Below are 12,709 nucleotides of genomic sequence, written 5' to 3'. Positions count from 1 at the left end.
CTGCAACGCACCCCGGCGTGAGGCGCCCGGCGCTCAATCCAGCGGTGCGGTCATCAGCAGCCGGTCGACCGGGTAGCCGCGCTGGCGCGAGTGCTGCCTGAGGGTCTGGAACAGCGCGCGATCCATCGTGGGGCGGCGCGAGAGTATCCACAGGTGCTCGTGCCCGGGGCTGCCGATCACGGCCCACTGGTAGTCGGCGTCCACCTCGACCACCCAGTAGTCGGCCCATGCCATCGGCAGCCAGGTCAGCCAGGCGGGCGCGAAGCGCACCTCCAGTGCCCCCGGCTGGTTGTCCTTCACCCGCGCCACGCCGTCGACCGACATCCGGCCCTTGCTGGTGCGGCAGGTGTTGTGGATGTGGATGCTGCCGTCGGGGTTCGGCGTGTAGGTGGCAACGACGGCGTCCAGGCATTTGCGCTCGAAGTACATCGGCAGCCGCGCGATCTCGTGCCACTGGCCGGCGTAGCGGTGAAGGTCGAGCGACGGCACCGGCTGGTTCGGCAAGGTGGCGGCTGCGGCAGGCCAGGCGATGACCAGGGCTGCCAGGATCAGCAGCCGGCGGAACGTGTGCATGGTCTGACTCCGTGGGTTGGGCATGGCGCGAATGAGGCAATAGCCATGGAACGATACTGCACTAGCGGTAGCGCGCTTCCTGCAGGTCGATCTCGCGCACCAGCCGGCGCGAGACTTCGTCGGAGATGTGGTGGTGGCGCGCCAGTTCGAAGATCGCCTCGCGTTGGCCCTGCAAGGCAGCCAGGCGCAGTTCGCGTTCGGCCACGTCGGCCTTGCGCAGGTGTTGCGCCTCGTCCCCGCTGGAGGCGTCCTCGTCCAGCCAGTGCTGGTACAGCGCGATCACCCGGGTACCCGCGCTGGTGTAGATGTCGACCTCGCTGGCCGGGGCTTTTTCCAGCAGTTCGTGCTGGGTCTTCTCGATGGCGGCGATCGCTGCGGTGGCGGCGGTCCGGCGGGCCAGGTTTTCTTCCCGCTGCACCGCCGGCTCCGGCGGCAATTCCAGCCCCTTCAGCAATGGCGGCAAGCCGATGCTGGCGGCCAGCAGCGACAGCAGGATCACCGCGGTGGCGAGGAAGATCGCCAGCTCGCGCGCGGGGAAGGGCGTGCCGTCGGGCAGCAGCAGCGGCAGCGTCATCACGCCGGCCAGGGTGATCGCGCCGCGCACGCCGGCCAGCGAGGTGGCCAGCAGCAAGCGCCAGTGCGGTTGGCTCGCGGAGTGGCCGCGGTGGTGTGCCTTGAGCACGTTGATCCGCAGCGAGATCCAGACCCAGGCCAGGCGCAGCAGCGCCAGGCCGATATTGATCGCCAGCGCGTACACCAGCAGCCACCACGGGTTGCGATGGCCGCTTTGTGCCACCGACGCCATCGCGCCCTGCAGGCTGGCGGGCAACTGCTCGCCCAGCAGCACGAACATGATGCCGTTCAGGGCGAACTGCACGGTGTTCCACACCGCCGTGCGCCGCACCCGCGTGGTGGCCAGCAGGCGGCCGCTGAGTTCGACGTAGCTCATGGTGATGCCGGCGGCGACCGCGGCGAGGATGCCCGAAGCATTCGCGTATTCGGCCAGCAGGTAGGCGCCAAACGGGATCAGCAGGCTGATCAGGATCGGCGAGCCGGCCTCCTGGCCGAAGTGCCGCGACAACCAGCGCTGTGCGAAGCTCACCGCCACGGTGAACCCCACGCCGATGCCGAGCCCGGCCAGCGCCACCCACAGGAAGGTCAGCGACGCGGACAGCAGCGAAAAGCCGCCGGTCACCGCCGCCGCCACGGCGAAGCGGAAGCAGACCAGGCCGGTGGCGTCGTTGAGCAACGACTCGCCTTCGAGGATGTGCATCAGCCGCTTCGGGATCGGCACCCGCGCGGTGATCGACGACACCGCCACCGGATCGGTCGGCGACACGATCGCGGCCAGCGCGAACGCCACCGCCAGCGGCATCGCCGGGATCAGCCAGTGGATCAGGAAGCCGGCGCCGATCACGGTGGCCACCACCAGGCCCAGCGCCAGCGCCAGGATCGCGCCGCGGTCGCGCAGCAAGCCGTCCTTGGGGATGCGCCAGCCATCGAGGAACAGCAGCGGCGGCAGGAACAGCAGGAAGAAGATCTCCGGATCCAGCGCCACGCCGTGCTTGAACACGCCGGCGATCACCGCACCCAGCCCGATCTGCACCAGCGGCAGCGGCAGCGAGAACGGCAGCATGCGCACGAGGTAGCCGCTGCCGACCACGGCCAGCAACATGGCCAACGCTACTTCGATCGAATTCATGCGTGTTCCGGCGACGAGTTTTGACCTTAGCAAGAGCACGGCCGCGCCGTCGAGTGGCGGCGCAGCGACATGCGCAAGGCGACATGGCATACCATCGACGCTCCCCGCGGCCGATCCGTTCCCCAGGAGATCGCATGCAGCCGGTCATCACCGTTCGCCAGCTCGGCAAGACCTACGCCTCCGGCTTCCAGGCACTGAAGCGGATCGACCTGGAGATCCGCCAGGGCGAGATCTTCGCCTTGCTGGGCCCCAACGGCGCCGGCAAGACCACCCTGATCAGCATCATCTGCGGCATCGTCAACCCCAGCGAGGGCACCGTGCTGGCCGACGGCCACGACGTGGTGCGCGACTACCGCGCGGCGCGCACGAAGATCGGCCTGGTGCCGCAGGAGCTGACCACCGACGCGTTCGAGACGGTGTGGAACACGGTCAGTTTCAGCCGCGGCCTGTTCGGCCGCGCCGCCAACCCGGCGCACATCGAGAAGGTGCTGAAGGACCTCTCGCTGTGGGACAAGCGCAACAACAAGATGATCACCCTGTCCGGCGGCATGAAGCGGCGCGTGATGATCGCCAAGGCGTTGTCGCACGAGCCGCAGATCCTGTTCCTGGACGAGCCCACCGCCGGCGTCGACGTGGAGCTACGCCGCGACATGTGGGCGATGGTGCGCGCGCTGCGCGCCTCCGGCGTCACCATCATCCTGACCACCCACTACATCGAGGAGGCCGAGGCGATGGCCGACCGCATCGGGGTGATCCACAAGGGCGAGCTGATCCTGGTCGAGGACAAGGCCGAGCTGATGAACAAGCTCGGCCGCAGGCAGCTCACCCTGCACCTGCAGGATCCGTTGCAAGCCATTCCGGCGGCGCTGGCCGATTACCCGCTGGAACTGTCGGCCGATCGCCGGCAGCTGGTCTACACCTTCGACACGCAGGGCGAGCACACCGGCATCGACGTGCTGCTGCGCCGGCTCGGCGAAGCGGGCATCGACTTCAAGGACCTGCAGACCCGGCAGAGTTCGCTGGAGGACATCTTCGTCGGCCTGCTGAGGGAGCGCGCATGAACATCCATGCGATCCGCGCGATCTACCGCTTCGAGATGGCGCGCACCTGGCGCACCCTGTTGCAGAGCATCGTCTCGCCGGTGATCTCCACCTCGCTGTACTTCGTGGTCTTCGGCGCGGCGATCGGCTCGCACATGAAAGGGATCGACGGGGTCAGCTACGGCGCCTTCATCGTGCCCGGCCTGATCATGCTGTCGCTGCTGACGCAGAGCATCTCCAACGCCTCGTTCGGCATCTACTTCCCGAAGTTCGTGGGCACCATTTACGAGATCCTGTCGGCGCCGGTGTCGCCGCTGGAGATCGTCGCCGGCTACGTGGGCGCGGCGGCGAGCAAGTCGATCATCCTGGGCCTGATCATCCTGGTCACCGCGCGGCTGTTCGTGTCGTTCCAGATCGAGCACCCGCTGTGGATGCTGGCTTTCCTGCTGCTTACCGCGGTCACCTTCAGCCTGTTCGGCTTCATCATCGGCATCTGGGCGGACAACTTCGAGAAGCTGCAACTGGTGCCGCTGCTGGTGGTGACGCCGCTGACCTTCCTCGGTGGCAGTTTCTATTCGATCCACATGCTGCCGCCGTTCTGGCAGAAGGTCACCCTGTTCAACCCGGTGGTGTACCTGATCAGCGGTTTCCGCTGGAGTTTCTACGGCGTCGCCGACGTCGGCGTGGGGGTCAGCCTGGGCATGACCCTGGTGTTCCTCGCGATCTGCCTTGCGGCCGTGTGGTGGATCTTCCGCAGCGGCTACCGGCTGAAAGCCTGAGCGGCTTGTCAGGTCAGCGCGGTGTGCGCGTGGAACGGCAGCGGCGTGGCGCCGGTGCGCGCGACAGCGGGCCCGGCCACGCCGAGCTGGTCCTTGCGGGCGTCGAGCACCACCAGGATGCGGCCGGCCGCAATCTCGTCCTTGAACTTGCGGCTGACTGCGTCCGGCACCTCGAAGCCGACCATCTCGCCGATGCAGGTGCCGAACGCGGCGCCGGCGATGGTCATCGCCGCGGCGCCGGCCAGCGTCACGCCCAGTGGCGGCACGGCGACCGCGATCAGTCCCAGCAACAGGCCGGTACCGCCGCCGCAGGCGCCGCCACGCACGGCGGCAGGATAGAAATCATTGCGCCCCTGCATCAGGTGGTCGGGGATCTTTTGCAGTTCGATGTCCTCGCGGGCGACCAGCGAGATGTCGCCGTCGTCGATGCCTGCCCCGCGTGCCGCGGCCATCGCAGCGCGTGCCGCGGCCAGGTCGGGGGTGCTGAATACGCATCGGGTTTTCATGGGGTGGCCCTCCACATCCGGCATGGCGCCCGCCGCGCGGATGGCGCCGGTCGGCCCGGATATCCGCACGGGCGAGGCAGGTTTGCGCAATTCACCGTTTAGCGGTTGTGACGTTGTTGCTGCGTGACCCGTTTGTTATCGGGAACCGGAACGGCGGTCGCATGGGCGATACCCGACGCGGATCGCAGCGGGCCTGGCCAGCAAGCTGGTACGGTGTGTCGCGCCGGCCCGGACCAGTGCGATGAACGAATCGCGCGCAGGCCAGTCCAAACCGGATACTCGACGCTAGGGAGCAATCGTGGGCAAGCAGACATCGACAGGCAGCTGGATCGTGGCGGTGGTCGTGGTGGCGGTCATCGTGGTGGCGGGGGTGTACCTGGCGCGCAAGGCCATGCATGCCGGCGCGCCGCCGCCGGTGGTGCCGGCGACTTCGGCATCGGCTGCCGCACCGCCTGGCGCGCCGCCGATCCAGCATCCGATCGAACAGGCGCAGGCCGGACCGGCGACGGCCTCGACCAGTGCGTTGCCGGCACTGGACGACAGTGACGCCAGCGTGGCCGCTGCACTCGCCGCGCTGGCCGGCGGCAACGACCTGTCCTCGCTGCTGGTGGGGCAACAGGTCATTGCGCGCCTCGTGGCGACCATCGACATGCTGCCGCGTCACGACGGGCTGGCCGTGTTCACGCTGCCGGCGCGCGTGCCGAAGGGTGCGTTCATCGTCGACGAAGCCAACGGCGGCACGGTGGCCAGCGAGCGGAACGTTGCCCGCTACGCGCCGTACATGCAGATCGTCGATGCCGTCGATCCGCAGGCGCTGGTGGCCTGGTACGTGCACGCCTATCCGCTGTTCCAGCAGGCGTACCGGCAACTGGGCTACCCGAAGGGCTATTTCAACGACCGCCTGATCGTGGCGATCGACGACATGCTGGCCGCGCCGGAGCTGGCCCAGCCGCCGGCCCTGGTGCGCTCGAAGGCGTACTACGTCTACGCCGATCCCGCGCTGGAATCGCGCTCGACCGGGCAGAAGCTGCTGTTGCGTGTGGGGCCTGCCAACGAGGCGAAGATCAAGGCCAGGCTGCGTGCAATCCGCACGCAGCTGACCGGGCAGGACCTGCATCCGGCGCCGGCGGGAACGGCCGGGTAGACTCGCGCGCCCAGCTTCCGATCCACAGCGATGGCCAATCGATCCACGCCTGCCGACCAGCCCCAGCTCGACCTGCTCGGAGCAGTCGAGCCTCGGCCTGCCGAAGTGCACCGATTGTTCTTCGCGCTGCTGCCGGACGCGGCGACGCGTACACGGCTGGCGCAGGCGGCGCAGGCACTCAAGGCCAGCCATCCCGGTCTGCGCGCGCGCTGGGTGGACCCGGCGCGCTATCACGCCACGCTGCATTTTCTCGGTGACCACGCGCTGCTGCGGCAGGATGTGGTTGCCGCAGCCATGGCAGCCGCAGGCAAGCTGCATGTGGCGCGGTTCGAATGGGTGCTGCACGAGGCGGCCGGCTTCCATGGCCGGCAACCGCCCTGCATCCTGCGCAGCTCGGGCGTACCCGAGCCGTTGCAACAGCTATGGCAGGAACTGCGCCGTGCGCTCGTGCTGGCCGGGCAGGGCCGCCATGTCGCGCGCAGTTTTACGCCGCATGTCACGGTCGCCTACAGCCATGCGGCGCAGCTGGACGTCATGCCGATCGAACCGGTGGCGTGGCGGGTCGAGCGCGTTGCGCTGCTCCACAGCGTGGTCGGCCAGCAGGATTATCAGCTGCTGGCGGAGTGGTCGCTGCAGTCGGTGAAGTAGACCGCCCCTGGTCAGGTGTAGGGCGTTCCATCCTTGTGCGAGTAATGATCGGCGCCGCGTTCCAGGTGCAGGTCGATGTCTGAATAGTGGCAGGTGTCGTCACCGCAGCGGGTACCGATGTCGAGATAGACGGCAGTTTCTCCGCCGCGGTTGATCATGTGGTGGCCATCAGGCACGTTTTTCGGAAAGGCCGCGCCATCGCCGGCGCGCAGCAACTGCTCGCCGGCTTCGCTTACCAAAGTCAGTTCGCCGGCCAGGACGTAGACGAATTCCTCCTCGTGGCTGTGCCAGTGGCGCTGGCTCGACCATGCTCCCGGCGGCAGGTGCACCAGGTTGACGCCGAAATCGGTCAGGCCGCCGGCACGGCCCAGCGCCTGCCGGATGCGTCCACTGACGGGTTCTCCGTAAGGTGCCGGATAGTCCGAGCCCTGGCGCTCGGAAATCTTGGCGGCGTCGACTTTCGGCATGAGCTTGTTCCTTGTAACGGTGGGGAGGCTTCTTTCGATGAATCATCGCGCATCGGCCGGACCTTGGTTGCGCTGGCCCGGTCGACGATCGGTTTTTGAACACCGACCGCGTTACAGTGGCGGCATCGTCGCTGATGTCATGCGGAGGTCGGTGAGATGATGCGTTGGCTGTGGCGGGTCTGTGTGGCGGTTCTTTGCACACTGCCGATGCAGGCGGTGCTTGCCGTCGAGCCCACGGTTGCCGGCCGCACCGCGGCCGATGGCATGGTGGCGCAGATCACGCTGGATGGCCCGATCGGCCCCGCCGCCGCGGAGTACTTCGACGACGCCTCGAAGCGTGCCGTCGCCGATGGTGCGGTGGCGATCGTGCTGCGGCTGGATACGCCCGGCGGGCTGGCCGATTCGATGCGGCAGATCATCGCCGGCATGCTGGCCTGCAAGGTGCCGGTGCTGGTGTATGTCGCCCCCGCTGGCGCCCGCGCGGCGTCGGCTGGAACGTACATCCTGTACGCCGGGCAGATCGCCGCGATGGCGCCGGCCACCCACCTTGGCGCGGCGACGCCGGTGCAGCTCGGGGGCGCCACGCCGCTGCCGAAAACCGGCAACTCGCCGGCGTCGGCAGGTTCTGCCGCGAAAGACGAGCCGGCAGCAGGCGACGATGCCGAGTCGCACAAGGTCATGAACGATGCGATCGCCTATATCCGCTCGCTGGCACAGTTGCGCGGGCGCAACGCGCAGTGGGCCGAACAGGCGGTGCGCGGCGCCGCCACGCTGACCGCCAGCGAGGCCGCGCAGCAGCACGTGATCGACTTCGTGGCCGCGGACGTGGCCGAGCTGTTGGCCAGGGCGGACGGACGCAAGGTGCAGGTGGGCGATCGCGACGTCACGCTGCAGCTCAAGGGTGTGTCCGTGCATGAATACGCGCCCGGCGCGCGCACGCGCTTCCTGGCGATCATCACCAATCCCACCATCGCCTATCTGTTGCTGCTGGCCGGCATCTTCGGGCTGCTGCTGGAAGCCCTCCATCCCGGCGCGATGCTGCCGGGCATCGCCGGAGGCATCTGCCTGCTGGTCGGCCTGTACGCGCTGCAACTGCTGCCGGTGAACTACGCCGGGCTGGCGCTGATGGCGCTGGGCGTCGGCCTGCTGGTGGCCGAGGCGGCCAATCCCAGCGTGGGCGCGTTCGGTGTCGGTGGGCTGGTGGCGTTCGTAGTGGGCTCGGTGATGCTGATGAATACCGGCGTGCCGGGCTATGGCGTCAATCTCGGCGTGATCGCCGGCATCGCCATGGGCACGGCTGCGCTGCTGGCGCTGATCGTGTGGCTGGTGTTCCGTTCGCGCCGCGCCCATCCGGTTACCGGCGATTCGGCGATGCTGGTGGACACCGGCGAACTGCTGGAGCCGGTGGAAGCCGGTGGCGAGGCGTGGATGCTGGTGCGCGGCGAGCGCTGGCGCGTACACAGCGATATCGCCTTGCCGGCCGGCGCGCGGGTGCGCGTGGTGTCGCGGCAGGGCTTGCTGTTGCAGGTCGAGCCGGCATGAGCCGGTGCGGCCATTTCATGAAAGGCAGGAGATGATCATGTTCGGATTCGTCGGTGTACTGGTAATTCTCGGCGCGCTGCTGCTGTTCTCCGCGGTGAAGATCCTGCCGGAGTACCAGCGCGGCGTCGTGCTGACGCTGGGCCGCTACACCGGCACCAAGGGGCCCGGACTGGTGCTGCTGGTGCCGTTCGTGCAGCGCATGATCCGCGTCGACCTGCGGGTGACCGTGATGGACGTGCCGCCGCAGGACGTGATCTCGCGCGACAACGTTTCGGTGCGGGTGAACGCGGTGGTCTATTTCCGCGTGGTGGAGCCCGACAAATCCGTGCTGCAGGTGGAGAACTTTCTGCAGGCGACCAGCCAGCTGGCGCAGACCCGGCTGCGCTCGGTACTGGGCCAGCACGAGCTGGACGAGATCCTGTCGCAGCGCGACTCGATCAACCACACCCTGCAGGCGATCCTGGACGAGGCCACCGACCCGTGGGGCATCAAGGTCGCCAACGTGGAGCTCAAGGATGTCGACCTCAACGAGACCATGGTGCGCGCGATCGCCCGCCAGGCCGAAGCCGAGCGCGAACGCCGCGCCAAGGTGATCCATGCCGAGGGCGAGCTGCAGGCCGCCGAGAAATTGCGCGACGCCGCCGCGATGCTGTCGCAGCAACCGCAGGCGCTGCAGCTGCGCTACCTGCAGACGCTGGCTGACATGTCCAACAGCGGCAAGTCCTCGACCATCGTGTTCCCGCTGCCGCTGGACCTGATCAAGCCGCTGATGGATGCGTTTCCGGCGAAGGCCGATCCGGCACCGAACCAGTGAACTGGCGCCGCCGTCCGGGGCGGGTGAATAATGCCGCTTCCATCAAGATGAGCGACCCACCATGGATGCAGCACCTTCACCCGGCAGCCTGGTCTGCGTGGGCCTGGGCATGACCCTGGGCTCGCACCTCGGCCCGCTGGCGCGCAGCTACATAGAGCAGGCCGACGTGGTGTTCGCCGGGCTCTCCGACGGCATCGTCGAGATGTGGCTGCACAAGATGCACCAGGACGTGCGCAGCCTGCAGCCGTACTACCGCGAAGGCAAGTCGCGCATGCAGACCTACCGCGAGATGGTCGAGGCCATCCTCACCGAGGTGCGCGCGGGCAAGCGGGTGTGCGGCGTGTTCTACGGCCACCCCGGCGTGTTCGCCTGGGCGCCGCACAAGTCGATCGAGGTCGCCCGCAGCGAAGGCTACGAGGCGCACATGGAACCGGGCATCTCGGCCGAGGACTGCCTGTACGCCGACCTCGGCATCGACCCGGGCCGTTACGGCTGCCAGCACTTCGAGGCCAGCCAGCTGCTGTTCTACAAGCGCAGGATCGACCCGACTGCCTACCTGGTGCTGTGGCAGGTGGGCCTGGTCGGCGACCAGTCGCTGGCGCGTTTCTCGACCGGGTCGGCCTACCGCGAACTGCTGGTCGAGGTGCTGGCGCGCGACTACCCGGCCGACCACGAGATCACCATCTACCGCGGCGCCACCTTGCCGATCCAGCAGCCGCGGATCCGCCGGATCCGGCTGGCCGACCTGCCGCAGGCCGAGGTCGGCATGGAAGACACCGTGGTGTTGCCGCCGACCGGTCCGCTGCAGCCCGACCTGGCGATGCGCGCGCGGCTGGACGCGCTGGACAAGGCGGAAATCAAGCGGGATGCCGGCGTTTTGTGAACAGGTAGGCAAGTTGCCGTTGGCGTCGTCCCTAGGATGAATCGGCGCGGTTTGATGCCTCGCTGCGGGGCAAACTATTCCACCCCCGCGAATCAGGCCAGTCCGCGCCATTCCAATCCATTGACTATCCGGGAGATATGCCATGTCGAATATCGTTGATTTTCTTGAGAACGTCGGTCAGAACGCCAGCTTGCGCTATGCTTCCGCCGGGGAGCTGCAGCGCATGCTTGCCGATATCCAGGTCGACCCCGAGGTGCGCGATGCCGTGCTGGCGAAGGATCAGGCTCGGCTGGCCGCATTGGCGGGTGCGAAGAACGTGTGTTGCATGCTGGTGCCTGCCATGGTCCAGTCTGACCGGGACTCGGGTAGGGACGAGGAGTATTACCACCAACGGCGTGCCTGAGAAGGGAAGGATTCGGCGGCGCACTGCGCATGAAGAATCTCGACTCTCCCGGGTGTGCTGTTTCTAGCCAACACCAAGTCTAGGGGGAGCTGCACATGTCAGATGTCGTCGGATTTCTTGATCAGGTCGGTCAGGATGCGCGGCTGGGCCGCGGAACAGGGCATGAGTTCGAGCTTGCACTGACTTCGGCGGGTTTCGATCCTCCGATCCAGGAAGCCATTCGTACAGGGAATCAGGCACGACTGGGGGCTTTGCTGGGCATGGCTCAGGCTGTCGGATTCCTGGCTCCCAGCGAGGAACAGGAGGATGGTGCCGAAGAAGCGCCCTCGCGCGATGGCGAGGAAGAGGCTCCTGAGCTCCGGAGTCGCTGAGTCGTTTGGTCAGGGCAATGCGCACATCCGGCAACCGACATGGAGTGGTGATCGCTGGACTTGTCCTGCTGGGACTTCTGCTTGCGACGGGTACGGCCCTGGCGGCCGTACCCGTCGCTGCGAGTGAGGTTCCGGCGCTGCTCAAGCGCGCGGACGGCATCAAGCTTTCCAATCCCGGGGAGTTCCAGCAGATTCTCGATCGGCTGGATGGCGACAGCGCCGCGTTGGCGCCGGATCAGGTTGATTACCTGCATTACCTCCAGGCGTGGCGCGCGGCCTATCGCGGTGATTACCCGACTTCCGACACCATGATCGGTGAGCTGCTGGAGAAGTCCCGCAACGCCGTTGTCCTGTTCCGGGCCAAGGTGCTGAAGGTCAATACCTTGGCGGAGCGATCGCGTTACGAGGAGGCGTTCCAGCTGGAGAGTCAGCTCCTCGCCCAGTTGCCAGAGATTACCGATCCGGACGCACGCGGGCAGGCCCTCGTCATTGCGGCTTACCTCTATGAAGAGGCCGGGCAATACGACTTGGCTTTCGAGTATGCCGATCAGGTATTCAAAGAAAGCCCCGGCCCCTACAGCTGCAAGGCCGAGCACGCCAAGCTGGCTGCGCTCTACAAGAGCGGCAGGCTGGAAGGCATCGATGAGCAGTTCCGCAAGGGCGTCGAAATCTGCACGGAAGCGAAGGATCCCGTCTATGGCAACGGCATCAGCTTTTACGTAGCCAGCCTGGCGCTCCAGCGTGGCCATGCCGATGAGGCCATTCGTGTGCTGGAGTCCAATTACCCCGCGGTCGCGCGCAGCAACTATCAGATACTGATTTCCGAATTCGACGCCTTGCTGGCCGAGGCGTACATGAGTACCGGTCAGCTGGCGAAGGCGAAACGGTTTGCTCTTGAGGTCGTCGAGCAGAGCAAGCGCAACGAGTACGCGGAGTCGCTCAGCATCGCCTATCGTGTTTTGTACCTGATCGAAAAGCAGCAGGGACACCTGGACAAAGCTCTCACGTATCACGAACAGTACATGCTGGCCAACAAGGGCTACCTGAACGCGGTGAATGCCCGTGCGCTCGCCTACCAGACTGTGCAGCAGCAGCTGGCTGCCAAGAAGCTGCAGATCGATACCCTCAGCAAGCAGAACGAGATCCTGCAACTGCAGCAGGCTCTGGACCGCAAAGCCGCCGAGACCAGCCGGCTGTACATCGTGCTGCTGCTCGGCGGGCTCGCGTTCATCGCTTTCTGGGCCTATCGCGTCAAGCGCTCGCAGCTGCGTTTCATGCGGCAGGCGCGGCGCGACGGGCTCACGGACATCTTCAACCGCCAGCATTTCGTCAATGAGGCCGAGCAGCAGTTGCAGTACTGCCGGAAGTCGGGGCGGGAGGCCTGCCTGGTGCTGATCGATTTGGACCACTTCAAGGCCGTCAACGACACCTACGGCCATGCGGTGGGCGATCGCGTGCTGAAGCGTGCCGTGGCCGCCTGCCAGGCGCATCTGCGTTCCACCGACATCTTCGGCCGCCTGGGTGGCGAGGAGTTCGGCATTGTGTTGCCGGAGTGCACGCTCGAACAGGTGCTTGCCCGAACCGAACGGATCCGGTTGGCGATCGTGGAGGTGGTCCGCGGCGATGCCACCGAGGAAATCTGCGTTTCGGCCAGCTTTGGTGTGGCGAGCACCAAGCATTCCGGGCATGACCTGCGCCAGCTGCTGGTCCACGCCGACGACGCGTTGTATCGGGCCAAACGCGAGGGCCGCAACCGGGTCAGCGTCAGCGACGGCCGGTCGAAAACGCAACTGGGCGTCGTTGCCGTGACGGCCGAAGGCGTGCAGTAAGCCGAGTC

14 protein-coding genes are annotated in these 12,709 nt (G+C 66.8%); 10 read left to right on the top strand and 4 right to left on the bottom strand.

Annotated elements, in window-relative coordinates:
- Window positions 1–33: 33 nt before the first annotated feature.
- The gene (locus tag IMW82_RS05050) at window positions 34–573 is read right to left on the bottom strand and encodes a lipocalin family protein (RefSeq protein WP_108472577.1); all 540 of its coding nucleotides are present in this window, start codon (window positions 571–573) and stop codon (window positions 34–36) included.
- Window positions 574–634: 61 nt separating this feature from the next.
- Entirely contained in the window at window positions 635–2,275 is a 1,641-nt protein-coding gene (locus tag IMW82_RS05045; RefSeq protein WP_211003999.1) for a Na+/H+ antiporter, read from the bottom strand.
- A 134-nt stretch (window positions 2,276–2,409) separates the two neighbouring features.
- Between IMW82_RS05045 and IMW82_RS05040 the strand changes: the two genes are divergently transcribed.
- Both IMW82_RS05040 and IMW82_RS05035 read left to right on the top strand, forming a co-directional pair.
- Window positions 2,410–3,336, top strand: a complete 927-nt coding sequence (locus tag IMW82_RS05040) for an ABC transporter ATP-binding protein (protein WP_108472579.1) — start codon at window positions 2,410–2,412, stop codon at window positions 3,334–3,336.
- Window positions 3,333–4,094: an ABC transporter permease gene (locus tag IMW82_RS05035; protein ID WP_108472580.1), complete on the top strand. Its 762-nt coding sequence runs from the start codon at window positions 3,333–3,335 to the stop codon at window positions 4,092–4,094. Before IMW82_RS05040 ends, IMW82_RS05035 begins: the two co-directional genes overlap by 4 nt.
- Window positions 4,095–4,102: 8 nt before the next feature.
- Here the strand turns inward: IMW82_RS05035 and IMW82_RS05030 are convergent, their stop codons facing one another.
- The gene (locus tag IMW82_RS05030) at window positions 4,103–4,600 is read right to left on the bottom strand and encodes a hypothetical protein (protein ID WP_108472581.1); all 498 of its coding nucleotides are present in this window, start codon (window positions 4,598–4,600) and stop codon (window positions 4,103–4,105) included.
- Window positions 4,601–4,898: 298 nt separating this feature from the next.
- On the opposite strand from IMW82_RS05030, the gene IMW82_RS05025 reads away from it, so the two are divergent.
- Both IMW82_RS05025 and thpR read left to right on the top strand, forming a co-directional pair.
- Window positions 4,899–5,744, top strand: coding sequence for a DUF3014 domain-containing protein (locus tag IMW82_RS05025; protein ID WP_108472582.1), 846 nt, complete (start codon window positions 4,899–4,901; stop codon window positions 5,742–5,744).
- A gap of 30 nt (window positions 5,745–5,774) precedes the next feature.
- Window positions 5,775–6,392: an RNA 2',3'-cyclic phosphodiesterase gene (gene thpR, locus IMW82_RS05020; protein ID WP_108472583.1), complete on the top strand. Its 618-nt coding sequence runs from the start codon at window positions 5,775–5,777 to the stop codon at window positions 6,390–6,392.
- A gap of 11 nt (window positions 6,393–6,403) precedes the next feature.
- Here thpR and IMW82_RS05015 read toward each other — a convergent pair whose 3' ends face one another.
- Window positions 6,404–6,859, bottom strand: a complete 456-nt coding sequence (locus IMW82_RS05015; RefSeq protein WP_108472584.1) for a cupin domain-containing protein — start codon at window positions 6,857–6,859, stop codon at window positions 6,404–6,406.
- 207 nt (window positions 6,860–7,066) lie between these two features.
- Here IMW82_RS05015 and IMW82_RS05010 point away from each other — a divergent pair, with 207 nt between their 5' ends.
- The 6 genes from IMW82_RS05010 (at window position 7,067) to IMW82_RS04985 (ending at window position 12,701) form a co-directional block, all read left to right on the top strand.
- The gene (locus IMW82_RS05010; protein WP_234411378.1) at window positions 7,067–8,401 is read left to right on the top strand and encodes a nodulation protein NfeD; all 1,335 of its coding nucleotides are present in this window, start codon (window positions 7,067–7,069) and stop codon (window positions 8,399–8,401) included.
- Window positions 8,402–8,438: 37 nt separating this feature from the next.
- Complete coding sequence (locus tag IMW82_RS05005) at window positions 8,439–9,215, top strand: slipin family protein (protein WP_108472653.1); 777 nt, start codon at window positions 8,439–8,441, stop codon at window positions 9,213–9,215.
- A gap of 61 nt (window positions 9,216–9,276) precedes the next feature.
- Window positions 9,277–10,098: an SAM-dependent methyltransferase gene (locus IMW82_RS05000; RefSeq protein ID WP_199909868.1), complete on the top strand. Its 822-nt coding sequence runs from the start codon at window positions 9,277–9,279 to the stop codon at window positions 10,096–10,098.
- A gap of 142 nt (window positions 10,099–10,240) precedes the next feature.
- The gene (locus tag IMW82_RS04995; RefSeq protein ID WP_211003998.1) at window positions 10,241–10,501 is read left to right on the top strand and encodes a hypothetical protein; all 261 of its coding nucleotides are present in this window, start codon (window positions 10,241–10,243) and stop codon (window positions 10,499–10,501) included.
- 95 nt (window positions 10,502–10,596) lie between these two features.
- A complete protein-coding gene (locus tag IMW82_RS04990; protein WP_159082214.1) occupies window positions 10,597–10,872 on the top strand; it encodes a hypothetical protein in 276 nt (91 codons plus the stop codon).
- 17 nt (window positions 10,873–10,889) lie between these two features.
- Window positions 10,890–12,701, top strand: a complete 1,812-nt coding sequence (locus IMW82_RS04985; RefSeq protein ID WP_211200093.1) for a GGDEF domain-containing protein — start codon at window positions 10,890–10,892, stop codon at window positions 12,699–12,701.
- Window positions 12,702–12,709: the final 8 nt, after the last annotated feature.

The sequence above is a fragment of the Rhodanobacter sp. B2A1Ga4 genome (assembly GCF_018101315.1).
GTDB classification, from domain to species: domain Bacteria; phylum Pseudomonadota; class Gammaproteobacteria; order Xanthomonadales; family Rhodanobacteraceae; genus Rhodanobacter; species Rhodanobacter thiooxydans_A.
Note: the sequence above shows the minus strand (reverse complement) of the source record. Positions and strands in the feature narration are given on the sequence as shown.

Coding starts and splice junctions, on each gene's coding strand:
- IMW82_RS05050 (WP_108472577.1), bottom strand. CDS start 573: ATGCACACGTTCCGCCGGCTGCTGATCCTGGCAGCCCTGGTCATCGCC.
- IMW82_RS05045 (WP_211003999.1), bottom strand. CDS start 2,275: ATGAATTCGATCGAAGTAGCGTTGGCCATGTTGCTGGCCGTGGTCGGC.
- IMW82_RS05040 (WP_108472579.1), top strand. CDS start 2,410: ATGCAGCCGGTCATCACCGTTCGCCAGCTCGGCAAGACCTACGCCTCC.
- IMW82_RS05035 (WP_108472580.1), top strand. CDS start 3,333: ATGAACATCCATGCGATCCGCGCGATCTACCGCTTCGAGATGGCGCGC.
- IMW82_RS05030 (WP_108472581.1), bottom strand. CDS start 4,600: ATGAAAACCCGATGCGTATTCAGCACCCCCGACCTGGCCGCGGCACGC.
- thpR (WP_108472583.1), top strand. CDS start 5,775: ATGGCCAATCGATCCACGCCTGCCGACCAGCCCCAGCTCGACCTGCTC.
- IMW82_RS05015 (WP_108472584.1), bottom strand. CDS start 6,859: ATGCCGAAAGTCGACGCCGCCAAGATTTCCGAGCGCCAGGGCTCGGAC.
- IMW82_RS05010 (WP_234411378.1), top strand. CDS start 7,067: ATGCAGGCGGTGCTTGCCGTCGAGCCCACGGTTGCCGGCCGCACCGCG.
- IMW82_RS05005 (WP_108472653.1), top strand. CDS start 8,439: ATGTTCGGATTCGTCGGTGTACTGGTAATTCTCGGCGCGCTGCTGCTG.
- IMW82_RS05000 (WP_199909868.1), top strand. CDS start 9,277: ATGGATGCAGCACCTTCACCCGGCAGCCTGGTCTGCGTGGGCCTGGGC.
- IMW82_RS04995 (WP_211003998.1), top strand. CDS start 10,241: ATGTCGAATATCGTTGATTTTCTTGAGAACGTCGGTCAGAACGCCAGC.
- IMW82_RS04990 (WP_159082214.1), top strand. CDS start 10,597: ATGTCAGATGTCGTCGGATTTCTTGATCAGGTCGGTCAGGATGCGCGG.
- IMW82_RS04985 (WP_211200093.1), top strand. CDS start 10,890: ATGCGCACATCCGGCAACCGACATGGAGTGGTGATCGCTGGACTTGTC.